This window comes from Campylobacter sp. RM16189, assembly GCF_012978815.1.
Classification (GTDB): domain Bacteria; phylum Campylobacterota; class Campylobacteria; order Campylobacterales; family Campylobacteraceae; genus Campylobacter_A.
The window spans coordinates 110088-131852 of record NZ_LIWR01000006.1; the positions used below are offsets into that span (position 1 = coordinate 110088).

The following is a 21765-nucleotide window of genomic DNA, read 5'->3' on the forward strand; positions in this document are numbered from 1 at the left end:
TTTGTTTAAATTTCATCTATATTTAATACCTGTTATAAAATATATAGTAAAGTGAATTTTAAGGATTCGTTTTTTATTTTAAAAAGCAAGCCTTAATTTATTTTTACAAGGAGCAGAAATGGCTACAAAAGAGATTAACCTAGAGGATTTAAAAAACGATATCGATGCTCTGAAATCAGATTTGAAAGATATTGTAAAATCAATTAAAGATATCGGAGTTTCCAAAGTTGAGGCAGGCAAGGATAAAATTTTAGACCAGATAGATGTTGAAGAGATCAAAAAATACATCGACGAGCTAAAAGCAAAAGGCAAAGATAGCATCGATAGCGTAAATGACACTATCAAAGAAGATCCTATAAAAAGCGTTGCCATAGCTGCCGGAGTTGGCTTCGTGCTAGCTTGGTTGCTCAAAAAATAATGGCAAATATATCTGAGTTTATAGTCTCTATTGTAGAGCTTGTCGAGGCTCAGGCTGATGATATCAGGCACTCTTTTTTTAAGAGTGCCAGCGGTTTTTTGCTTACCGTTACGGCGACTGTATTAGCCATCATAGGATTTATATTTTTCCTTGTCGGGTTAAATATACTTTTAGTTTCTATGATAGGCGAGGTTGCAGCGTATCTATCGACCTCTTTTGTCGCTTTTATAGCCGCATTTATCATATATAAGGTAGCTTCATGGAAAGCAAGATGACAAGAGAAAAGCTTGGCGTAGTCGTCGCTATGCTTGAGGGAAGGGATAAGAACAAAAAGCACTTAAGACTCGAAGAGGCAAAGCTTAGGATGCTTTTAAACGATCCCGGCTTTGACATCTCTCGTGAGCTTAAATTTATAAATCAAGGCATGATTGCCGATGCTTTAATAAATTTTATAAATAAAAATTTGATTATGCCCGCTTTAATCAAGCTTTTTAAAAGATAGAATAGATAAAATAACTATCATAAAAGGAGATTTTATGGATTATTTGGAAATCATAAATTTTCGCCACGCTTGCAAAATTTTTGATGAAAATAAAAAGATCAAAAAAGCCGATTTTGAGTTTATCCTAGAAGCCGGTAGGCTTAGTCCAAGCTCGCTCGGGCTTGAGCAATGGGATTTTATAGTTGTCCAAAACTCTGTTATGCGCGAGAAGATAAAAGAAAAATCTTGGGGGCAAGCTCAAATCACTACTTGTTCTCATCTTGTAGTTGTCCTTGCAAAGATCTCTGAGCTAAAAAGCGGTAGCGAGTATATAGATAAGATGATAGATAGATTTCCTTTTAAATCGCCTGAAGAGCGCGCAGCTAAAGAGGAGTTTTATAAAACCAAATTAGCGCAAAAGCTTCAAGATAATGATGAGATTATCTTTCAGTGGGCGCACGAACAGTGTCTTTTTGCGGCTTTAAATATGATGAATGCGGCGGCAAGTATTGGGGTAGATAGTTGCCCTATGGAGGGCTTTGAGCGCGAAGAGGTAGGTAAAATTTTAGGCATTGACCCGCTTAAGCACCGCGTAGCTATCATCGTGCCGTTTGGCTATAGACTAAATGAACAACCTCCAAAGTATCGCCGTGATATGAGTGATGTCGTAAAGTGGATAGAGTAGATTCAGGGGCTATTAACCCTGAATCTATTATAAAGTAAACTTTAGTAGTCTGACTATCTCTTTGCCTGTTTCCTTAAGCATTAAATCACTGCTTAGGCCAAATCTGTTGCCAAGAAAATACGTTATTACAACCAAAGTTCCATCTTTGTTTTTAAAGTAGTAAAATTTCTTTCCTCCGGCTTCGCTTTGTTTAATATCTACATTATCATCGCCAAACGCTTTTATAAAGTCATCTTTATAGCTTATTCCTACACATATTATTAATTTTGGTTTGTAAATTTTTACCCTTTTTCTCATCTCTTTAAAGCGGTTTTCTTGTATCCATTGTATATACTCGTTCTTGGTTTTAAAGCCTGTAGCGATGCTAAGTTGCTTATTCCAGAGAGCAAAGTCGGTATTTTTAAAAGCCAAAGGATATAAATTTAGCTTAAAATAACCTTTTGAATTGATAACAAACGGTTTTACTTCCTCATTAAACTTTAAAATGTCGGCATATCCGTTTAAAGACGCTAAAAGTTTGAGAGCTTTTTGATTAAATTGATAGGCTAAATTTTCTTCGTTGTTTTTATAGCCTTTAGGTATGCTTTCGTCATTGTTTTTTAAAATATTTTCTAACTCATCTTCATTAAAGCCCTTCCCCCACTCTATGCCGCATAGCCACGCGCTTGGATTCTCAGGCGACCCTATATCTCCGCCATCACATCCGCTAAAGCCTAAAGCCCACCTTTTAAAATATTCTTCTGTCATATTATCCTCTTTGGCATTTATTTTAAAATCTCAATTATTACGAATTTTGCCGCTTGGATTGAACCATGCATGCTTAAGTGCACACCGTCATCCTCTCTGAGTGCCTTTTTATTATCGTCTGCTTTTATAAATTTCCCGTTTTTGCAAAGCGCATCTGTTAAAGATATGAACTGCACGCCTTTTTCGTCTGCCATGCTTTTAAAAATTTTATTTAAATCTCGCATTTTATCGCTATATTTTTTATTTTCCATACAAGGTAGTCCAATCCAAACCATATCTATATCGTGTTTTTTGGCTACTTGATATATCTCTTCTACTCTATTTTTATATCCGTTTTTCCAATCATCTGTGCCAAATTTTGCTACTTTGCTACCAAAAGTAGAGCTATATGTATCATTTGCGCCAAAAGCCGCCATCAAAATAGCGTTTTTATCGCTATTTTCTTCTAGAATTTTATCTAGCTCACTTTGCCAATCATAAAATTTCTTGTTAAGTAGTCCGGTGCTTGCTTTGCCTAAATTTTTTACTTTGACTTGTCTGTTTTTTAATAGATTTTCAAACCCCCAACCAAATCCTTTCATGATAGAATCTCCGACCAGAATAACCGTTGAGTTTGATTCTAAGCTTACTTTTTTTGACTGAGTTATATTTTTTTGTGGCACTGCCTCAGATTTTTCCGCTATCTTTGTTTGGTTTGCGTCTTTAGATGTTTGAGTTAAATTCTGATCTATTTTTTTAGTTATTATAGGTTTTTGCTGGGTTAAATTTATATCCAAATCAGGTTCTGTTGTTTGGGGTAAAGAAGATGGTTTGTCTTTTAAAAAATTTAGACGCTCAAGTTCTTTGTTTATGAAATTTATAGCAAGGATGCTAAATTCGTCAAGCTTTGTATCACTCAAAATAAAATCTTTTTGATATTTTGCTTCAAAATATATAGAGAAAGGGTTTAGCAGGATTAAAAATACTATAAGAAGCGCTCCAAATATTACCGCAAAAGCTCTCATTAAAATCCTTGATAGATGAAATTTGGCATACCGCTAGGCATTAAAAAATATACAATTAATCCGAATAGAGTTAAAAAAATCATACTAAAAAATAGATTTATTTTGCTAAAAAAATTAAAAATAATAGATCTAAAATTTATGTTTGCGTATATAAAAGTAAATAGAAAAGCCATCGCAAAAACAGCTATAATATTTAAATAATCTCCCTCTAAATTTGCTCTCATAGCCTTTAAAAACCTTAACATTCCTGCAAAATCTGTTACAAAAAATATCCATATAAAACTAACGAAAATAAAAGTAAAAAATCTCTTTAAAAAATCAAATTTCAATAGATCGATTTCTTTTGTGAGGTTTAAAAATATAACTCCAAATCCATGCATTAGTCCCCAGATGATGAAATTTATTCCGGCTCCATGCCAGATACCAGATATAAAAAATACTATTAATACATTTATTTGAGTTGATAAAGCTCCACCCCTACTACCTCCAAGAGGGATGTAAATATAATTTTTGAAAAAATTCATCAAAGTTATATGCCAGTTTTGCCAAAATTCTTTTAAATTTAATGCAGCGAAAGGACGATTGAAATTTGGTGGAAGATTAAATCCGCACATAAGCCCTAGAGCCAAAACAAAGTCCACATATCCACTAAAATCGCAATAAAGCATGATTGAGTAGCCAAATAGAGTGGCTATGAGCTCTGATGTTTCAAGCGAATGAGGTGCTTGAAAGGCCGGATTTATAATATCAAATAGATGGTTTGCGATTAGAAGTTTTTTGATAATTGCCAGTGCGAGAAGGGCAAATATCTTATTCTCTTTGCCAAATTCTTTTTTGGTGTTTAGCCTTTCAAAAAATGGCTTTGGTTTTAAAATCGGACCTGAAATAATAACTGCAAAGAAGCTCAAGAACAAAAGTGTATCGAGCAAATTTGGCTCATCTATCTCTTGATTATAACTATCTACAAGCAAGATTATGCTCATAAAAGAGTAAAACGATACTCCAAGAGGCAGAGCTATGTTTTCAAATTTTATTACTCCAAACTTTAGTTCGAAAAAGCCGTTATATTTAAAAAATGCAAGGGTTAAAACCACAAAAGCAATGCCTAAAAATAGATCAAAAGATGAATTTGTATCGTGGATTTTTTTTGCAAAGAAATATACAATCAGGCTAAAAACTATGTTTATGATTAGAAATTTAAGCCCAAGCAGTCCTAAAAACAGATATGAAAAGCCAAGTATTAGCCATTTTTGAGCTTTTATATTTGAATTAAAAAAATAATAAAGCAGCCAAAAAATAAAAAAAGAGACTGCAAATTCGATAGAAAAAAGATTCATAACCTGCCTAAATTTTATTTGGATTATATAAAAAATTTAGTTTTGAAATCTTTAACATTTAAATTTTGCCTATATTTGACTTTTTATTACTTCTATGACATTTTTTACATCATTTTCTGGTTCACTTATTTTATTAAATCTTTTTAAAATTTTGCCGTCTTTTACGATGAGAGTTTGACGATGATAAAATTTCTTGCCGTCACCCGTGCTAAAGGTTTCTAAATTTAGCGCCTTTTCAAGTTCGAAACCCTGATCACTAAAAAAGCTAAAATTTACTCTTAAGGTCTCTTTAAACTCTTTTGTTTTTTCTATACTTAAAGCCCCAACTGTGATAACCTCAAAGCCGAATTTAGCTACTTCGCTAAGATTTGATTGGTAAGCTTTGCACTGGTTCGTGCAACCAGTTAAGCCCTTGGTTTGTTTTAGCTCTTCAGGCAGGAATTTGCCGCTCTCGCCCATTTTGGGATAGACGATTAAAACGCAGTTTTTATTTTTAATCAGTTCTAAAAAATCAATTTCGTTTCCGTTTATATCTTTTACGCCCATGCTTTATCCTTGTTAAATTTGATTTTATGATAGCATAAATTTGCGCTAAAGCTGCGTGAGTAGAGCTGCAATCAGTAAAATTTGAGCTTAAAATTTAGGCTTTTTTCTGTTTAGCGTTAAAGAAATAGACCAAAAACAGCACGGCAAAGCTGATTATGAGCATGAGTGCGGAGTAAACATGCGCTTTTTGATAATCCATCAGCTCGACCGCTTCGTAAATGGCTATGCTTGCGACCTTTGTCTTATCGCCAACACTTCCTCCTATCATCAGTACCACGCCAAATTCGCCCAAAGTATGGGCAAAGCTAACGATAAGTGCAGTTAAAAGCGAAGGCTTGATGTTTGGCAATGCAACCATAAAAAGCGTAGCCCATTTGCCTTTACCCAGTGAATAACTTGCCTCAAAAAGGCTCTTTGGCAGGCTTGAAAATCCGGCTTGCAAAGGCTGAAACATAAATGGAAGCGAGTAGATACAGCTTGCTATGACAAGTCCTGAGAAGTTAAAAACCAAGCGTATATCGAAATTTTCTTCCATAAATTTACCAAAGAAATTGTATGGCGAAAGAAATACAAGCATATAAAATCCAAGCACCGATGGCGGCAAAACAAGCGGAAGGGCCACTATGGATTCGATTATCGGTTTGGCTTTGAAATTTGATCTACTTAGCCAGTAGGCAAGCGGCAGAGTGGCGAAAAACAATATAATCGTCGTGACAAAAGCAAGTTTTAACGATAGATAAAACGGTGTAAAATCAATACTTGATATATCAAACATCGCTTTTGCTTTTTCTAAGAGTTGCCGCAAATGCTTTTGCGCTAAGCGTGGCTTCATCGCCCGCTTTTAGATTCGCCGCTTCCTGATGGCTTAAGACTACTTCGCAAAGCTGCTGTCCGACAAGAGTGATCGCTACATAGATACAGTCGCGCTTTTGAATTTCTAAAATTTTGGCATGAAAGCTAAGCTTTTGGGAATTTGAGTGCTTTAAAAATATCTCGCCGGCGCTTCCGCAGCGCTCTATCACACCTTCACTTAGAACGAATACCTTTGAAGTAAGTTTATAAATTTCAGCTATGTCGTGGCTTACCAAGATGGTCGTCATATCAAATTCGCGGTGAATTTTAAGGAGATAGTCTTGCAACTTCTCGCGCATAGATATATCAAGCGCAGAAAGCGGTTCGTCAAGCAGCATGATTTCAGGCTTTCGCATAAGTGCCCTTGCAAGCGCCACACGCTGCTTTTGACCGCCTGAGAGCTTTGAAATTTGAGCATTTTTAAGCGATGTTAGCTCAACTAGATCAAGCAAGTGGTTTGCGAGCTTTAAATCATTGTTTGCAAAAAGCAAATTTTTAAGCACGTTCATATTTTCAAAAAGAGCGTAATCTTGAAACAAAAATCCTATATTTCTCTTTTGAGGCGGCAATGATTTACCCGCATTGAAAAAGAATTTGTCCTTAACTTTTATCACTCCGCTATCAGGAGTTTCAAAGCCTGCAAGCAAGCGTAAAAGTGTAGTTTTACCGCTTCCGCTTTTGCCGTAAAGTGCTACGAATTCACCCTTTTTGATATCTAGATCAACGTCAAGGCAAAACTGTCCGCTAGAGCCGTTTAAGGTCTTTTTGCATCTAAATTCAATCACGGTTTTTATCGCTGATATAAAGTGAAGTGGCTTTTACGTAAGCGTAAATTTCGTCATTTTGTTTAAGATTTAATCTCTCGCAAGATTTTGTCGTTATTATGCTTTCAAATTCGAAATTTAAAGCCTGCAAATGCAAAACGCTTGTGATATTGCCTTTGGTTAAATTTGAGATTGTCGCTTTTATCTCGTTTGTAAGCGAGCAGTTTTTCAAAGGAGTCGTTGCGATGATGACGTCTGAGCTTTTAAAGGCGAGTTTTACGCTATCGCCTATTTTAAACTCATCTAAATTTTCAAGCCCAAGCATATAAAATTTCATCTCGCCTGAAGTAAATTCAAAGAGATTTACATCCTCGCTACCGGTTATATTTGAAACTTGGGCCTTTATCATTATATGTTGTATCCGAATTTTCTAAAGATCTCTTTTGCTTTTTCGCTTAGGATAAAATCATAAAACGCCTTGGCTTCAGGGTTGTTTTCGCCGCGTTTTAGAAGGATTACGCCTTGATCGATCGGAGTGTAAAGAGCAGGATTAACTAAGATGAAATTTTTACCCTCTTTATATTTGACCATTTTTGGATCATACATCGCGCTAGCTGCGATAAATCCGGCATCCGCCGCGCTAAGAGCCGAGCTTAGAGCCTCTGAAATCGATTTTGTGTAGATGATGTTTTTTTCAACCTTATCAAAAATTCCATCTTTTTTAAGCGCTTCAATACTTGCCTTGCCGTAAGGAGCTGACTCGGGAAGTGCGATAGCAACGGCTTTTAATCCCTCAACCGCTTTGATGCCTTTTGTAAAATCTATGTCGCGGATACTAAATAGTGCAAGCGCACCCTGAGCATAAACTATCGGACGAGTCGCAGAAAAGCCTGCCTCATCAACGGTTTGAACAAATTTCATATTTGCCGCCATAAACACATCAGCAGGTGCGCCGTTTTTGATCTGAGTTGTCAAAGCGCCGCTTCCGCCAAGCGTTACGGTTACTTTTGTGTCCGGATTTGTCTTGGTAAATTCAGCCTTTAACTCATCAAACGCATAAGTTACGTTTGCTGCGGCAAAGACGTTTATCTCGCCAGCGTTTAGATTAAAAGTCGCGATTGCCGCTAAAACTAACGAAAAGAAAGTTTTTTTCATTTTTATACTCCTATTATGATTTGACTTGATTTAATTAAGGCTGTTAGTTCGTCGCCAACGCCTATTTTCATCTCCATTGCGCTATCTTTTGTTATGATTGCGGTGATGGTTTGATGATCGTTTATCTCAAGGACTATTTCAGCGCTTACCGAGCCGATTTTAGCCTCTATCACCTTGCCTTTTAGCTGATTTGCCGCACTTATGTTTAGGTTTTCGTCCTTAGCAAGCATAACGCTTGGAGCTTTAAATATAAATACTACTTTTTTGCCGACTTTTAAATTTAAATTTTTTTCTGATTCTACGGTAACGGCGGCATGTAAAATTTCGCCATTTGATAGTTTGGCTATTATGTCTGAATTTACGGCTCCTGTTTTAATTTTAATTATCTCGCATGATAGTTGATTTCTAGCACTCAAATTCATGCTCATACGTTGTAAATTTACTATTTCATTAGTTGAAATATCAATATTTGAACATACTTTTTCCAAAAATACTTTTTGAGATGCAAGCATAGCTTCGTACACGCTTATCATCTTTCTTCCATACTCGGTCAACTCACTTCCGCTATTTTTCTTATTGCCCTGCGCTCTTGTTATAAGCGGTTTTTCCGAACGGTTATTTAGCGCGTCAAGACTATCCCAGGCATTTTTATATGAAATTCCTACAAACTCGGCCGCTTTTGTTATGCTTTTTGTTTCGTCTACAGCCTTAAGAAGGCTTATATGTTTTGCTAAAACAGGCACTCCGCTATCTAAAAATAACTCTAAACTTACATCAGCTTTCATTAAAATTTCCTCTATTATTTGCTTTGATATAAAAATATAATTTTTTAAGTATAAAATAGTATATATAAAAATAAACTGAAAATTTTTTCAGCGTTATTTTTGTGTATTTATAATTTTATAAATTTAAAAGCAACAAAATTATAAAATCAAAGCTTTTGTTATAATTTTTTTGATATTATTAATTTTTTTGAAAGGTTTTGATGAAATTTATTTTTTCTTTTTTGCTTGGTTTCATCATTTTATTTGCAAATGATATTAGCGAATTTGATGATGAATTTAAAGACAAAACAGAGGTTTTTGATCCATTGTCCAGATATAATAGGGCCATGACCAATGTCAATGATTTCTTATATGAAAATTTATTAAATCCGACACTCAAAGGATATAATTATATTATTCCGCAACCGGCCAGAGAGGCTGTTGATAACTTTTTTGATAATTTAGTGTTTCCTGTGAGGTTTGTAAATAATGTTTTACAACTAAAATTTAAAGAAGCCGGAGAAGAGACTTTAAGATTTGTAGCCAATACTATAATAGGTTTTGGTGGACTAACGGACGGAGCTAAATATTATAATTTACAGCGGCATGATGAGGATTTTGGTCAAACTTTAGGTTTTTGGGGTGTTGGAAGTGGCTTTCATATAGTATTGCCTTTGGTAGGACCTTATAATTTAAGAGATCTGCTCGGATTTTGGGGGGATTATTTTGTAAATCCTATAACATTTGTGGATCCTCAAGCCTCTTCAAACGGGATCAAGATTTATCAAAAACTAAACAATATCTCTTTAGATGTTGATGCATACGATAGACTTAAAAAAGACGCTATTGATCTATACCCATTTTTACGCGATGCTTACGAACAGCGCCGCAACTATTTGATAAAGGAATAAAATGAAATTTTTAAAAATTATTTGTGCTATGTTTTTGAGTGTTTCACTATTTGCGATAAGCGAGAGTGAGATAAAACCAAGCGTTGAAAGCGCGACTCAAAACGCGATAAAAGTGCTAAAGGACAAAAATTTAAATAAAGATGAAAAAGCGGATAAAATTTTTGCCATCTTTGATCCGTTTTTTGACTACAAACAGATGGCTAAAATCAGCCTATCAAAGCGCTATGACGCACTAAGCGATGTGCAAAAAGAGCAGTTTGATAAAGCCTTTGAAACTCGCCTTAAAAACTCATATGTAGATAAACTTCTAAGCTACAACGATCAACAGATAAATTTAAAAGAGTTCACAAAGCCAAACGAAAAAAGATACTGGCTAAACGGCGAAGTCGTGAGCGAAGGCAAAAGCTATCCTTTTGTCTATAAATTTTATGACGCAAAGGATCGTGGCTGGCTAATTTACGACCTTGATATCTTAGGCGTTAGCATAGTTCAGACTTATAGAAGCCAGTTTGGAAGCCTGCTTGAAAAAGGAAGCTTTGAAGAGCTGCTAAAAAGACTGGAGACAGTAAATTTGCCTGAGGATAGCAAATAAATTTAATGAAATCCATCTTTAAATTTATCGTTTTTTATCCTAAGCGAGTTATAGCTGCGGTACTGCTTTTAACGCTTGTTTTTGGATATTTTTCCACAAAACTTGCCGTTGATGCTTCGACTGAAACGCTTCTGCTTGAAAACGATAAAGATTTAGCCCTTTTTCGCGATGTTGCCAAAAGATATGCAAGCCCTAACTATTTAGTTGTGGCATACACGCCAAAAAACGGGCTTTTGGACGATATTACGCTTGAAAAGATTAGAAATTTATCAAAAGAATTTGAGCAAAACGAGCTTGTTAAAAATGTCGTATCTATACTAAACGTTCCGCTTCTTCAAAGCTCGGGTGGCTCGCTAAGCGATATCATCAAGCGAGTGCTAACTCTTGAAGATAAAGATATCAACAAAACTGCGGTGATGAGCGAGTTTGCAAGCAGTCCGCTATACACAAACGCCCTTGTAAGCAAGGATCTAAAAACCACCGCGATAATCTTAAATTTAAAAGATGATAAAAGATACGCCGAGTTTTTAAACGCTAGAAATTTCCTCTTAAATAAAGAACTAAACGGCACTTTAAGCGGTAGTGATAAAGAAGCTTTAAAAAGCGCAAATTCGGACTTTAAAGCCTATCGAGATAGCCTTCGGGTAAAAGAGCAAGCAAGTATCGATCATATAAGAGCCGTGCTTGATAAATTTAGAGGTGATGAGACGCTGTTTTTAGGCGGAGTAAATATGATCGCAAGCGACATGGTAAGCTTCGTAAAATCGGATCTTTATACTTACGGTATAAGCGTCGCCTTGCTTTTGATATTTAGCCTTTGGCTCTTTTTTAGGCAAATTCGCTGGATCGTGCTACCTATATTTATATGCGCGGTTAGCGTTATATTTGCAACGGGACTTTTTGGTTTTTTAGGCTGGGAGATAACGGTCATATCATCAAATTTCATAGCGCTTCAGTTGATAATCACTATTTCTGTAGTCATTCATCTTATAGTTAGCTACAGAGAATTTTTCATAACAAAACCAAGCCTAAATCAGCACCAGCTCGTTTATCTAACGCTTAGAGATAAATTTAAGCCATCTTTTTTCGCGATATTTACGACGGTTATTGGCTTTTTATCGCTTGCATTTTCAGATATAAAGCCTGTTATCATGCTTGGCGTGATGATGAGTACGAGCATATCCATCTCGCTTGTACTTGCGTTTTTGCTCTTTGGTAGTGTTGTTTCAGAGCTTAGCAAGCTTGGTCCGGTTAGGACGTTTGAAAATAAATTTAGCTTTACTAAAATTTGTGCAAATTTTGCCTTAACTTCCAAATTTGCAGTTTATGCTATAAGCGCTTTTATGCTCGCTTTTGGAATTTACGGCATTTCAAAACTTCGCGTTGAAAACAGCTTTATCGAGTATTTTAAAAGCTCAACCGAGATCAACAAAGGCATGCAGATAATCGATACTAAACTCGGCGGCACGGTGCCTGTGGATGTACTTATAACATTTAAAGACACAAGTAAAGACGAAGACCTAAACGAAGCGAAAGATGAATTTGAAGATGAGTTTAAGGCCAATGAAAACGAGGCTAAGTACTGGTTTAACAGCTATAAGATGAACATCGTAAAAAAGGCGCATACTCATCTTGAAGGCAAGGAATTTGTAGGCAAAGTTTCAAGTCTTGGCACGCTTTTAGAGATCATTGAAATTTTAAATGATGGCGTGATTGATGATTTCTTGCTAAGCGTAATGTATGAGCAGATGCCTGAAAATTACAAAGATATTATTTTAAGCCCTTATGTTAGCATCGGGGATAATCAAGTGAGATTTTCGCTTAGGACGGTTGACTCAGACGAGAGGCTTAGGCGAGATGAGTTTTTAAAGACGCTTAAAGACGAGGTCACAAATTTAACCAAAGATGATAACGTAAAAGTGCAGATAAGCGGCGCGATGGTGCTTTATAACAATATGCTTCAAAGCCTGATTTATTCGCAGATTGACTCTTTTGGCTTTGTTGTTTTGACGCTTTTTGTCATATTTTGCATAATTTTTAAGAGCGTAAAACTTGCGATTATCAGCATTATCACAAACATTATCCCGCTTTGCGTGGTCTTTGGCGTGATGGGAGTGGCAGGAATTCCGCTTGATATCATGAGTATCACGATAGCTTCCATAAGTATCGGTATCGGCGTGGATGACATCATACACTATATCCACAGATACCGCGAAGAGCGCCGAAGTAAAGGTGTGGCGGAGAGTATCAAAGCCTCGCACGCAAGCATAGGTTATGCGATGTATTACACTTCGTTTGCGATATTTTTAGGCTTTAGCGTGATGATTACGAGTAATTTTATCCCGACTATCTACTTTGGACTTCTTACTGATTTGGTTATGGTTATGATGCTACTTGGTGCATTGGTGCTTTTACCTGCGCTCATTCATACATTTTATGTAAAAGGCTCTGCCAAGTAGAAACTTTACTTCATAACTCTTAAAAACGAATAAACGTCATTTACGCCTTCGATATGTTTAGCATACCAGATGGCATGTTTTTCTTGCTCTATATCGGTTATGATGCCTGTAAATACGACGTTGCACTGTACGACGCTAACTCTTACGCTAGTGCCGCTTATCTTACTATCTCTAAAGAGGTTATTTTTAAGCGCAAGCATTATGTTTAGGTTGCTTTCGCATTCTTTTTCGTCGGTTGGAAATCTTATATAAGTGTAAATTTTCTTTACGCCTTCAGTGTTTTTGACTAACTCTATAAGTTTTTCTTTGTGTTTAATATCTGGTACAACGCCTATTAGATAGACATTTCCATAAAAACTCTCTACATCTATACTGATATTACTAAGTCCTGAGCTTAATAGAATTTTGCTCTGAATTTTACTTTTTACAAATTTGTCTCTTGCGATTGAGTAGATTCCTCTTTCATCCTGAGATATGGAGTAGGCGTCATATATATTTACTCCTGTCATAGGAGAAATCGGACGGGTAATCATGTCTAAGCATCCACTTAGTAAAAACATAGGTAATAAAATAATAATTCTTTTAATAGTCAGCCCGATATTCATAGCCAGTCCAAGGGAATTTTGATTAAATACTATAAAAATCAAACTAAAATTTATATAAAATTTGATAAAATACGATCCTTGTGGAGGATAAAGCGATCTGGTGGCGCTCGCGGACTTCAAATCCGATGGCGGGGCGGTTGACCGCTCTGTGGGGAGTTCGATTCTCTCATCCTCTCGCCATATTAAATGTGAATTTTATTCTTAATCAATTTTTTATTATTTCTTATATTAGATAAAAATAAAAAAGATGATACAATAATGCCTATCTAGATAAAATTGGAAGGTTTTTATAGAGTATGATTTTTTCAAGCAATAAAAATAAAAGCTTGTCTTATAATATTTTAAATAGAGTTTATTTCGCAAATTTGGTCACCATTATTGCGATATTTTGCATAATAGCTTTTGCTGTAAATATTAAATTCAATGAAATTCGCGAAAATATGCATTTAAGCAATCAAGAGCTTAGAAATATTATCTTAAATAATGTCAAAACCGTCAACGACGAACTTACACTTATTAGCAGATATATAACATCAGACAATACTAACACAAGGGCTATTTTGGATTATTCAATGAGTAATCACAAGAAATATTACGCTATGCATGTTGCCACAATTGATGGCGATATTGAAATTTCTACCTTTTCTCATAGAGATGTAAATAAAGAGTATCTGCATTTTTTTAAATCAAAACCCTGGAAGGATAAATTTGTAGATGGATTTTATAGATCCAAATTCGACTTTCATCATGGAGATATTCCAACCAGATTTATTGTAAAAGATCTTGGAAATAGCAAAATTTTAATTGCCGAAGTAAAGCTAAATTACATATATAATGAGCTATTGCAGATTCAAAATTCAGAAGGGGCGAACTCTTTTATCATTAATAAAGATGGAAGAATTTTGTTTCACCAAGATATAGAGCTTGTTCTAAAGCAAAAAGCCATATTTGATATTTATAGCGTAGACATGAATTATGCAGACCAAAATAGTATTAGAATTAACTGGGGGGCAGACAACTTTGATCTTTATATGGTTCAATACATCCCTAAAGCCAGAACAGCTGTTGTAACTTATCGCCCTATTAGCAATATATTGTATACAAACTGGCTATTTTTAGGTATATGTCTAGCATTTTTTTTAATAGGGCTATTTTTAGTTTTTGTGGATGTCAAATTTGCCGTAAATGGTATTATAAAGCCTATATTGTTTATAAAAAAGCTTATAAAAAAGCTTGAAAAAGAAGAGAGTATCGGTCAGTATGTAAGCACTGGCTATATAACTGATTTTAACGAAATGGTGGATTCGATTATCCATGTTAATGAAAATTTTCAAAACAAAAAAAATAGCTTTTTAGAATATGAGAAAAAATTTGGATACCTTTTTGAACAGGGTCCTTTGGTTATACTTTTGATCGATGCAAAAACAGGTGATATTGTAGAGGCTAGTTCAAAGGCATTAGAATTTTATGGATTTTCCAGAGATGAATTTTTAAGTAAAAGATTGCAAGACCTTGATGCCGATAGTGCAAAAGGTGCAAATATTATGACTTGTGACTGTAGTGACAATACAGTAGCTTACGAAGCTAGACATATACTCTCAAATGGCGATATAAAAGATGTATTGATAAAAAAGAAAAATATAGAAGCGGATGATAATAAGCTAGGATTTTGTCTAATTGAAGATATTACTTGGGAAAAAATAAATAAGAGAAATTTTAAAAGAGAGAATGAGGCTAATATCTACTCTCCGATATTTAAAATATCTTGGAAAAATGGCTTTATGCAAGATATTTTAAGCGTCTCGATTAATACCGAGATTATATTAGGCTATAGGCTAGAAGAGATGCTGGCTGATGATTTTAGTTTTAAAAATATTATACATCCTGCAGACTTTGATAAAATCTTTAATGAATTTAATATCAAATTTAGATTATTTAGTACTAATGCGGTAAAAAAAGATTATGAATTTTTATCATCTATTAGAATATCAAAGAAAAATTTAGAAGTTGTAACTTGTAATGTTTTTTTAAAATTTATATCTAGTGACGATAAAAATATAGATGAAGTTATAGGATATTTTGTAGACAGTTCTATCATAGATAAAATGGATTTAAACAATAACTCTTTACATAATGGTAGCCATTATGAAATAGACGGTCTAAAGTATAAAAATGATGCTGACAAATATAAACAAATAGTCTCAAATTTATTTTCAAATTCTCAAGAAGCTATAGCTATAGTAGGAACTGATGGCAAATTTATAGATGTAAACGATGCTTTTGTTCAAATAACGGGATACTCTAAAGAAGAAGCTGTAGGAAGCCCTTCGAATTTATTAAATTCTGGTATTCATGATAGCAAATTTTTTTCTAATTTATGGCGTAGTGCTATAAATGAAGGATATTGGAGGGGTCATATCTGGAATAAAAAGAAAGATGGTAAAAAATACCTAGAGCTTTTGACTATAAGCACCGTTTATGACAAAGACGGCAGCATAGAAAACTTTATAGCTATTTTTTCAGATATCTCGCATGCTAAAGAAAAAGAAGAAAATTTAGAGCAAATAGCCTACTATGATGCACTAACAAAACTTCCGAATAGATTTTTATTCTCTAAAAAACTAAATAATGCAATGATAAATACTGTAAGCACAAAGACTTCCATTGCTGTTATATATATAGACATAGATAATTTTAAACCTATAAACGATTTGCATGGACACTCTGTTGGCGATAGGCTATTGATCGCAATTTCAAAAAATATCAGCATTGTTTTAAAAGAAAATGATGTTTTAGCAAGGATTGGCGGGGATGAATTTATAGCTATCGTAAATGATTTAACTTATAAAAATGAAATTAATGATATATTAGAGGACATATTAAGGTCTGCAAGTAGAGATATTGTGATAAACAATAAGCATCTAAGAGTGAGTGCTAGTGTTGGTGCAAGCTTATATCCTCAAAAAATCGATATCGATCAAGATACACTTATAGAGCAGGCTGATTGGGCTATGTATCAGTCAAAATTATCAGGCAAAAATAAATACTATATATTTGATCCTGATGCGGATAAGTATTTTAGAGATCACTATGCATTATCCGATAGAATATCGTCAAGTCTTTTAAATGATGAATTTTCGCTTCTATATCAACCTATATTAAATATAAAAACAAATAAGATTGTCGGTCTTGAAACATTTATAGCGAGAAAGACCGGAAATACGATTTTGTGTGAAGAAATTTTACCTCTTATAGCAAATGGTTATATATATGATGATTTAGTGCTTTGGAATATAGATATGGCACTTAAAGATCAATCTCGTATGCGCACAAAATACGGACTCGATTTAAAAGTTAGCGTAAATGTAACCTTAGAGCTTATTCATAGATCAGACTTTATAAAGAAATTTCATTCTATTGCCGAAAGCAGAGAGCACAATAACTTTCACATGCTTGAGCTTAATATTAAAGATGCCTCTTCATTTAAGCAGCCTATTGATAGTAATGAAATTTTAAATACTTATAAAAGCTATGGTATATCTCTTATACTTGATCAATTCGGTTCAAAATCTACTTCTATTAAAAATTTAAAAAATATTTATGCCGATAAATTAAAAGTCTCAAAATACTTAAGTCTGGGAGTGGTAAAAGAGGCTGATAGCTTGATTATATTAAAATCAATTCTTACTTTATCTAATATATTTTTAAAAGAAGCCATTGCAAAGGGAGTAGAGACATCCGAGAGTATGTATCTGCTTATGAAGGCGGGGTATCACAACTTGCAAGGAGGATATATAGCTCCTCCGATGAGGCTTGAAAGAATTAAACATTGGCTTGAAACATATAAAATTCCAGACAAATTAAAGCATATAGAGGCTCTTAAAGAGAGTGAGCTTGTATTGTGTAATTTAGCCGTTATGCATAAGGGCTGGATAAAGAGTTTGCTTGATATGCTCAGTGCTTCAAATTTTAGTAGATTTGATACCAAAGAATTTGCTAAAGAGTATAGTTTAATGATGGTAGAATCATACAAAAGACATATTTTGGATACCCATAAGATAGCTGTTCATGTTGAAACAACAAGTATTATTATGCAAATTTTAACAAATATAGAGCAAGGTCAAAGCATATCAAAGCTTGTTGTTAAATTAAAAGATAAGCGTGATAAGATTTTGACTTTAGAGTAAGGACTGAAAATTTATGGAATTTAAAAATTTTGACGGCAAAGTATATGAACATGAAATTCCTGTCGGAAGCAGACTATATTTTGGGAAGATAGCGACTTTAAAAAGAGATATTGAGAATCTCGCTAGTAGAATTTTGTTGGAAAACGGATTTCATGAGATTGTAACTCCATATTTTTCATATCATCAGCATCTAAGCGTAGCTCCGACACAGCTACTTAGATTCAGTGATCATGCTAATAATCAGGTAAGCTTAAGAGCCGACAGTACTGTAGATGTCGTTAGAATAGTGCTTAGAAGACTTAAGGATACCGAGCCAAAACGCTGGTTTTACATTCAGCCAGTTTTTAAATATCCTAGTAGTGAATTTCATCAGATAGGAGCAGAGCTAATAGGCGAAACAGATCTTGCCATAAGCGTTAAAATGGCTAAAAATTTGTTTGATAAGCTCGGACTTAAACCACATCTTCAAATAAGTCATATAGAGGTTCCACATATAGTTTGTAGGATTTTAAATTTGCCTATATCTATATTTGAGCATGGAGAGATAGAGAAAATTTTGGATCAAAAAGAGGAGTGGCTCAAAAAACTTGCTTTTGTAAATAGCGTAAGAGAGATAGATGAAATTTATAGTATTGTTCCAGATGAGCTAAAAGAGCCTCTTAACGAGATAAAAAGAGTGGCTGAGCTGTCGCAATGCGAAAATTTAAGAATAGTTCCACTATATTATTCAAAGATGAGATATTACGATAAACTATTTTTTAGGTTTTTAAGTGGTAATGATATATTAAGCGGCGGTGGAAATTACGAAATAGACGGTATTAAAAGTAGCGGTTTTGGCGTCTATGTGGATGCTTTGCTAGAAAATTTAAAAGATAAAAATATATAAAGAATTTATTGAAGGATTTAAGATGAATAGAGCTGATCTGATAGTAGGCGTGCAGTGGGGAGATGAGGGTAAAGGTAAGATAGTAGATATGCTAAGTGCCAACTACGATATGGTTTGCAGATGCCAAGGCGGACATAATGCCGGTCACACAATATGGACCAATGGCGTTAAATATGCTCTTCATTTGGTTCCTTCCGGGGTTTTGCATAAAAATATAATCAATATAATAGGCAACGGAGTTGTCGTATGCCCTGAATTTTTAGTTAAAGAAATTAAGCAGTTTGAAGCTCTTGAAGGAAGATTTTTTATAAGCGATAAGGCGCATCTAAATTTGCGCCATCACGCTTTAATCGATCAGGCAAAAGAGCGTCTTAAAGGTAAAAACGCTATAGGAACGACAGGTAAAGGAATAGGTCCCGCATATGCAGATAAAATAAGCAGAAACGGTCATAGAATGGGAGAGCTTTTGGATCCTGAAAAACTATGCGATGATCTAATGAATGATTTTAGTGAGAACAAGAGCTTTCTTGATACTTTAGGTGTTGTTATTCCTAGTAAAAATGAACTTTTGGACGAGCTAAAACTATATAAAAAAGAGCTTGGAAAATTTATTGCAAACACTACTCAGATGGTTTGGAAAGGGCTTGATAGTAATAAAAAAATAATGCTTGAGGGTGCGCAAGGAACTCTACTTGATATAGATCACGGCACATATCCTTATGTAACTAGCTCAAATACTATAAGCGCAGGAAGCTGTAGCGGAATAGGCATTAGCCCAAAAGAGGTAGGTGAAGTAATAGGCATAATCAAAGCCTATACTACTCGTGTTGGAAACGGGGCTTTTCCTACTGAGGATTTAGGTGGAGATGGCGATATGATGTGCGAGCTTGGCAAGGAGTTTGGCACCACTACAGGCAGAAGAAGACGTTGCGGATGGTTTGATGCAGTAGCTGTAAAATATGCAGCAAGACTTGATGGGGTGGATAAATTTGCGCTTATGAAGTTAGATGTTTTGGATGGCTTTGAAAAAGTAAAAATTTGCAAAGCATACGAATATAAGGGTGAGATTATAGATTATTTTCCTACCGATCTTGAGAATGTCAAACCTATATATGAGGAGCTTGATGGATGGGATAAGGTTGAGGGAATTCGTAAATTTGACGATCTTCCACAAAATGCAAAGACCTATATCAATCGCATAGAAGAGCTAACTGGCACAAGAGTTGGTATAATATCAACTAGCCCTGAAAGAGAAGATACTATTATTAGATGAAGAGTAAATTTACCCAAATCGTAAAGGTAAAAAAACAAAATTTAGACAAAATCGCTCTCAGGCTTGCTAAAAGCAGGTCTGAAGCCAACATGATAGAAAATTTTATTAATGATACAAATTTGAAAATAGCCTCTTTTAAGCTACCTTCAAATGGTGAATTTACTGAGCTTAAAGGCTCTTTAGAGTTTTTAAATTTGATCAGAAAAGAGAAAGACATACTTTCTCAAAGGCTTGAACTTGTTAACAAAAGCATAATCCACTTTGAGCATCAGTATAAAAACGCAAGCTTAGAATATGAGAAGATGAAATATCTTGAGAGCGAAGAGTTTAAAGCGGAGCTTGTTAGAGTTAAAAAGCTTGAGCAAAATTCTATTGATGAGTTTGCTACTATGAGATATACCTATTTAAAAGAGAGTGAGATTTGAGAAAAATTTTATCTTTATCTATATTCGCATTATTTCTTTTTGGAGCTGAAGTTCCCGTTGATTGTGTCTCTATATTTGAGGCTAGAAAGGGTGAGCTTATAAAAGAAATAGAGAGAATAGATGAGGAGAAGCAAGGACTTGAAGCCTTTAGGGCGTCAAGCGAGGCTATTTTTAGAGAGAGAAATGCACAGCTAAGCAAAAAAGAGAGTGATATAAATGCGACTTTGGCTAAAATAGAGGAACAAAAAGCTCATATAGAAAATTTAGTAAAAAGAAATGATGAAATTTTGTCTCAGATTAAAACAATGACAACTGATAAAGTTGGCGAAGCATACGGAAAGATGAAAGATCAGGCCGCGGCAGATGTGTTAAGTGCTATGGATAGGATAAGCGCTGCAAGCATAATGTATGCTTTAGCTCCTAAAAAAATCTCTTCTATAATGGCTAAAATGGAGCCTGCCGTGGCGTCTGAAATAACTCTTCTAATCAAGCAAGGCCCACCTTTTGGAAAAAAAGATAAAGATAATAAAATTGATTCGTCCATTAAGCTTGAAGGACCGGCTGGCAATTTACTAAATTTATAGTTTTATAAATATCTGTGTTTCTTATGAGTTAGAATTTAACCTTTTTTTACCTTTTTTTAGTTAAAATCCAAACTAAAAAAGAGAGGTAAAAATGCGTATTAAACTGCCACACACTCCATATATATCGCAAAAGATTGCAATTGATCTATTAAATTCAGGATTTGTTACTTTAAGTAAAGGCATTGAACCGCTCTGTGCACTTGCAAAAGAGATATTAGATAGTGATTTGCAGCGTGAAAGGGCTCTTGAAGAGCGAGTAAATCAAGTTTTAGAAGAGAATGAAAACGAGATGGAATTTATGCAAGTGGATAGAAAAAATATGTTTTGGCTTGTCAAGAAAAAGCTTGCGAAAGACTATGATGTAATATTGTCTTACGAAGATAGATTCAATAATATCGCTCACTTGATTCTTGAAGCCGCTTGGAAAAAAGGGCTAATGGACTATAGCGTATCTGAAAATAGAGTAAAAAATGTGATTTACGGCTCCATTGAAGACTATATAAAAATCTATGAAAAGCTTGAAGATGTTGTAATCTCTAAAATTGATAGCTACAAAAGAAAGCTTATACCAGGAACCGAAGAATACGATATAGTATTTGAAAGACTTTATGAAGAAGAGTTAAGAAAAAAGGGAATGCTGTAATGAAAGCTTATATATATCTTGAAAACGGCGTATTTTTAGAGGCTAAAGCTTTTGGAAAAGGCGGAAGCGCGGTTGCTAATATGGTTTTTAATACAAGCTTTACAGCATATCAAGAAATTATAACAGATCCTAATTATGATGGAAAATTCATAGTTTTTACATCTCCTGAGATCGGTATAGTTGGCACAAACAATGAAGATTCTAACAGTGATAAAATTCACGCTAGCTCTATTTTGATACGATCTTTTAATAAGATGCCTTCAAATTTTAGAGCTACAAAAGATTTGGATGAGTTTTTCAAAGAGAATGGAAAATTCGGTGTTTATGATATAGATACTAGATTTTTAACTATGCTTATTCGTGAAAAAGGCGAGCTAAGAGCTGCTATATCGACAGAAATTTCAAATCCTAATGATTTAAAACAGATGCTAGATAATAGATCCTAAA

Annotated in this window: 24 protein-coding genes and 1 tRNA gene; 15 read left to right on the top strand and 10 right to left on the bottom strand. The window is 34.5% G+C overall.

All coding sequences use genetic code 11. The features are described 5' to 3' along the window. The first annotated feature begins 118 nt into the window (after nucleotides 1-118). From CDOM16189_RS05870 to CDOM16189_RS05885, 4 genes are read left to right on the top strand one after another with little or no spacing between them, the layout of a single operon-like run. Nucleotides 119-418, top strand: coding sequence for an ElaB/YgaM/YqjD family protein (locus CDOM16189_RS05870; RefSeq protein WP_169975638.1), 300 nt, complete (start codon nucleotides 119-121; stop codon nucleotides 416-418). Next, nucleotides 418-693 carry a hypothetical protein gene (locus tag CDOM16189_RS05875; RefSeq protein WP_169975640.1) on the top strand — a complete coding sequence of 92 codons (276 nt, stop codon included), beginning with the start codon at nucleotides 418-420 and terminating at the stop codon, nucleotides 691-693. The genes CDOM16189_RS05870 and CDOM16189_RS05875 overlap by 1 nt, the downstream gene beginning before the upstream one ends. Further along, nucleotides 678-920: a hypothetical protein gene (locus tag CDOM16189_RS05880; RefSeq protein WP_169975641.1), complete on the top strand. Its 243-nt coding sequence runs from the start codon at nucleotides 678-680 to the stop codon at nucleotides 918-920. The genes CDOM16189_RS05875 and CDOM16189_RS05880 overlap by 16 nt, the downstream gene beginning before the upstream one ends. 34 nt (nucleotides 921-954) lie before the next feature. Beyond that, nucleotides 955-1584, top strand: coding sequence for an NAD(P)H-dependent oxidoreductase (locus CDOM16189_RS05885; protein WP_169975643.1), 630 nt, complete (start codon nucleotides 955-957; stop codon nucleotides 1582-1584). 27 nt (nucleotides 1585-1611) lie between these two features. On the opposite strand, the gene CDOM16189_RS05890 is transcribed toward CDOM16189_RS05885, so the two are convergent. From CDOM16189_RS05890 to CDOM16189_RS05930, 9 genes are all read right to left on the bottom strand, one after another. After that, nucleotides 1612-2331 (bottom strand): hypothetical protein, encoded by a 720-nt coding sequence (locus tag CDOM16189_RS05890; RefSeq protein WP_169975644.1) that lies wholly within the window; start codon nucleotides 2329-2331, stop codon nucleotides 1612-1614. Nucleotides 2332-2348: 17 nt separating this feature from the next. Then, entirely contained in the window at nucleotides 2349-3335 is a 987-nt protein-coding gene (locus tag CDOM16189_RS05895) for a DUF459 domain-containing protein (RefSeq protein WP_169975646.1), read from the bottom strand. After that, the gene (locus CDOM16189_RS05900) at nucleotides 3335-4672 is read right to left on the bottom strand and encodes an MBOAT family O-acyltransferase (protein WP_169975647.1); all 1338 of its coding nucleotides are present in this window, start codon (nucleotides 4670-4672) and stop codon (nucleotides 3335-3337) included. The genes CDOM16189_RS05895 and CDOM16189_RS05900 overlap by 1 nt, the downstream gene beginning before the upstream one ends. A gap of 69 nt (nucleotides 4673-4741) precedes the next feature. Next, on the bottom strand, nucleotides 4742-5218 hold the full coding sequence (locus CDOM16189_RS05905; protein WP_169975649.1) for a redoxin family protein: 477 nt from the start codon (nucleotides 5216-5218) through the stop codon (nucleotides 4742-4744). Nucleotides 5219-5312: 94 nt separating this feature from the next. Then, the gene (gene modB, locus CDOM16189_RS05910) at nucleotides 5313-5993 is read right to left on the bottom strand and encodes a molybdate ABC transporter permease subunit (RefSeq protein WP_169975651.1); all 681 of its coding nucleotides are present in this window, start codon (nucleotides 5991-5993) and stop codon (nucleotides 5313-5315) included. Beyond that, nucleotides 5986-6855, bottom strand: coding sequence for an ABC transporter ATP-binding protein (locus CDOM16189_RS05915; RefSeq protein WP_169941229.1), 870 nt, complete (start codon nucleotides 6853-6855; stop codon nucleotides 5986-5988). The genes modB and CDOM16189_RS05915 overlap by 8 nt, the downstream gene beginning before the upstream one ends. After that, complete coding sequence (locus CDOM16189_RS05920; protein ID WP_169975653.1) at nucleotides 6848-7243, bottom strand: TOBE domain-containing protein; 396 nt, start codon at nucleotides 7241-7243, stop codon at nucleotides 6848-6850. Before CDOM16189_RS05920 ends, CDOM16189_RS05915 begins: the two co-directional genes overlap by 8 nt. Further along, a complete protein-coding gene (gene modA, locus CDOM16189_RS05925; protein WP_169975655.1) occupies nucleotides 7243-7989 on the bottom strand; it encodes a molybdate ABC transporter substrate-binding protein in 747 nt (248 codons plus the stop codon). Before modA ends, CDOM16189_RS05920 begins: the two co-directional genes overlap by 1 nt. A 2-nt stretch (nucleotides 7990-7991) precedes the next feature. Beyond that, entirely contained in the window at nucleotides 7992-8774 is a 783-nt protein-coding gene (locus CDOM16189_RS05930; RefSeq protein WP_169975657.1) for a TOBE domain-containing protein, read from the bottom strand. 200 nt (nucleotides 8775-8974) lie between these two features. Here CDOM16189_RS05930 and CDOM16189_RS05935 point away from each other — a divergent pair, with 200 nt between their 5' ends. The 3 genes from CDOM16189_RS05935 to CDOM16189_RS05945 are packed head-to-tail and all read left to right on the top strand — an operon-like array spanning nucleotide 8975 to nucleotide 12715. Continuing rightward, on the top strand, nucleotides 8975-9664 hold the full coding sequence (locus CDOM16189_RS05935; protein WP_169975659.1) for an MlaA family lipoprotein: 690 nt from the start codon (nucleotides 8975-8977) through the stop codon (nucleotides 9662-9664). Nucleotide 9665: 1 nt separating this feature from the next. Further along, nucleotides 9666-10256, top strand: a complete 591-nt coding sequence (locus CDOM16189_RS05940) for an MlaC/ttg2D family ABC transporter substrate-binding protein (RefSeq protein WP_169975661.1) — start codon at nucleotides 9666-9668, stop codon at nucleotides 10254-10256. Nucleotides 10257-10261: 5 nt separating this feature from the next. Then, nucleotides 10262-12715, top strand: a complete 2454-nt coding sequence (locus tag CDOM16189_RS05945; protein ID WP_169975663.1) for an efflux RND transporter permease subunit — start codon at nucleotides 10262-10264, stop codon at nucleotides 12713-12715. Nucleotides 12716-12720: 5 nt separating this feature from the next. Here the strand turns inward: CDOM16189_RS05945 and CDOM16189_RS05950 are convergent, their stop codons facing one another. Then, nucleotides 12721-13320 carry a BON domain-containing protein gene (locus CDOM16189_RS05950; protein ID WP_169975665.1) on the bottom strand — a complete coding sequence of 200 codons (600 nt, stop codon included), beginning with the start codon at nucleotides 13318-13320 and terminating at the stop codon, nucleotides 12721-12723. An 82-nt stretch (nucleotides 13321-13402) separates the two neighbouring features. On the opposite strand from CDOM16189_RS05950, the gene CDOM16189_RS05955 reads away from it, so the two are divergent. The 8 genes from CDOM16189_RS05955 (at nucleotide 13403) to CDOM16189_RS05990 (ending at nucleotide 21764) form a co-directional block, all read left to right on the top strand. Further along, a tRNA-Sec gene (locus CDOM16189_RS05955) sits at nucleotides 13403-13500 on the top strand. 116 nt (nucleotides 13501-13616) lie between these two features. Continuing rightward, the gene (locus CDOM16189_RS05960; protein ID WP_170000846.1) at nucleotides 13617-17507 is read left to right on the top strand and encodes a bifunctional diguanylate cyclase/phosphodiesterase; all 3891 of its coding nucleotides are present in this window, start codon (nucleotides 13617-13619) and stop codon (nucleotides 17505-17507) included. Nucleotides 17508-17520: 13 nt separating this feature from the next. Further along, the gene (locus tag CDOM16189_RS05965; RefSeq protein WP_169975759.1) at nucleotides 17521-18393 is read left to right on the top strand and encodes an ATP phosphoribosyltransferase regulatory subunit; all 873 of its coding nucleotides are present in this window, start codon (nucleotides 17521-17523) and stop codon (nucleotides 18391-18393) included. A gap of 22 nt (nucleotides 18394-18415) precedes the next feature. Further along, a complete protein-coding gene (locus tag CDOM16189_RS05970; protein WP_169975761.1) occupies nucleotides 18416-19666 on the top strand; it encodes an adenylosuccinate synthase in 1251 nt (416 codons plus the stop codon). Beyond that, nucleotides 19663-20091 (top strand): flagellar export protein FliJ, encoded by a 429-nt coding sequence (locus tag CDOM16189_RS05975; protein WP_169975763.1) that lies wholly within the window; start codon nucleotides 19663-19665, stop codon nucleotides 20089-20091. Before CDOM16189_RS05970 ends, CDOM16189_RS05975 begins: the two co-directional genes overlap by 4 nt. Then, a complete protein-coding gene (locus CDOM16189_RS05980) occupies nucleotides 20088-20675 on the top strand; it encodes a MotE family protein (RefSeq protein ID WP_169975765.1) in 588 nt (195 codons plus the stop codon). Before CDOM16189_RS05975 ends, CDOM16189_RS05980 begins: the two co-directional genes overlap by 4 nt. 91 nt (nucleotides 20676-20766) lie before the next feature. After that, entirely contained in the window at nucleotides 20767-21318 is a 552-nt protein-coding gene (locus tag CDOM16189_RS05985; protein ID WP_169975766.1) for a DUF507 family protein, read from the top strand. Continuing rightward, the gene (locus CDOM16189_RS05990; protein WP_169975768.1) at nucleotides 21318-21764 is read left to right on the top strand and encodes a carbamoyl-phosphate synthase domain-containing protein; all 447 of its coding nucleotides are present in this window, start codon (nucleotides 21318-21320) and stop codon (nucleotides 21762-21764) included. The genes CDOM16189_RS05985 and CDOM16189_RS05990 overlap by 1 nt, the downstream gene beginning before the upstream one ends. Nucleotide 21765 lies beyond the last annotated feature (1 nt).

Coding starts and splice junctions, on each gene's coding strand:
- CDOM16189_RS05870 (WP_169975638.1), top strand. CDS start 119: ATGGCTACAAAAGAGATTAACCTAGAGGATTTAAAAAACGATATCGAT.
- CDOM16189_RS05875 (WP_169975640.1), top strand. CDS start 418: ATGGCAAATATATCTGAGTTTATAGTCTCTATTGTAGAGCTTGTCGAG.
- CDOM16189_RS05880 (WP_169975641.1), top strand. CDS start 678: ATGGAAAGCAAGATGACAAGAGAAAAGCTTGGCGTAGTCGTCGCTATG.
- CDOM16189_RS05885 (WP_169975643.1), top strand. CDS start 955: ATGGATTATTTGGAAATCATAAATTTTCGCCACGCTTGCAAAATTTTT.
- CDOM16189_RS05890 (WP_169975644.1), bottom strand. CDS start 2,331: ATGACAGAAGAATATTTTAAAAGGTGGGCTTTAGGCTTTAGCGGATGT.
- CDOM16189_RS05895 (WP_169975646.1), bottom strand. CDS start 3,335: ATGAGAGCTTTTGCGGTAATATTTGGAGCGCTTCTTATAGTATTTTTA.
- CDOM16189_RS05900 (WP_169975647.1), bottom strand. CDS start 4,672: ATGAATCTTTTTTCTATCGAATTTGCAGTCTCTTTTTTTATTTTTTGG.
- CDOM16189_RS05905 (WP_169975649.1), bottom strand. CDS start 5,218: ATGGGCGTAAAAGATATAAACGGAAACGAAATTGATTTTTTAGAACTG.
- modB (WP_169975651.1), bottom strand. CDS start 5,993: ATGTTTGATATATCAAGTATTGATTTTACACCGTTTTATCTATCGTTA.
- CDOM16189_RS05920 (WP_169975653.1), bottom strand. CDS start 7,243: ATGATAAAGGCCCAAGTTTCAAATATAACCGGTAGCGAGGATGTAAAT.
- modA (WP_169975655.1), bottom strand. CDS start 7,989: ATGAAAAAAACTTTCTTTTCGTTAGTTTTAGCGGCAATCGCGACTTTT.
- CDOM16189_RS05930 (WP_169975657.1), bottom strand. CDS start 8,774: ATGAAAGCTGATGTAAGTTTAGAGTTATTTTTAGATAGCGGAGTGCCT.
- CDOM16189_RS05935 (WP_169975659.1), top strand. CDS start 8,975: ATGAAATTTATTTTTTCTTTTTTGCTTGGTTTCATCATTTTATTTGCA.
- CDOM16189_RS05940 (WP_169975661.1), top strand. CDS start 9,666: ATGAAATTTTTAAAAATTATTTGTGCTATGTTTTTGAGTGTTTCACTA.
- CDOM16189_RS05945 (WP_169975663.1), top strand. CDS start 10,262: ATGAAATCCATCTTTAAATTTATCGTTTTTTATCCTAAGCGAGTTATA.
- CDOM16189_RS05950 (WP_169975665.1), bottom strand. CDS start 13,320: ATGAATATCGGGCTGACTATTAAAAGAATTATTATTTTATTACCTATG.
- CDOM16189_RS05960 (WP_170000846.1), top strand. CDS start 13,617: ATGATTTTTTCAAGCAATAAAAATAAAAGCTTGTCTTATAATATTTTA.
- CDOM16189_RS05965 (WP_169975759.1), top strand. CDS start 17,521: ATGGAATTTAAAAATTTTGACGGCAAAGTATATGAACATGAAATTCCT.
- CDOM16189_RS05970 (WP_169975761.1), top strand. CDS start 18,416: ATGAATAGAGCTGATCTGATAGTAGGCGTGCAGTGGGGAGATGAGGGT.
- CDOM16189_RS05975 (WP_169975763.1), top strand. CDS start 19,663: ATGAAGAGTAAATTTACCCAAATCGTAAAGGTAAAAAAACAAAATTTA.
- CDOM16189_RS05985 (WP_169975766.1), top strand. CDS start 20,767: ATGCGTATTAAACTGCCACACACTCCATATATATCGCAAAAGATTGCA.
- CDOM16189_RS05990 (WP_169975768.1), top strand. CDS start 21,318: ATGAAAGCTTATATATATCTTGAAAACGGCGTATTTTTAGAGGCTAAA.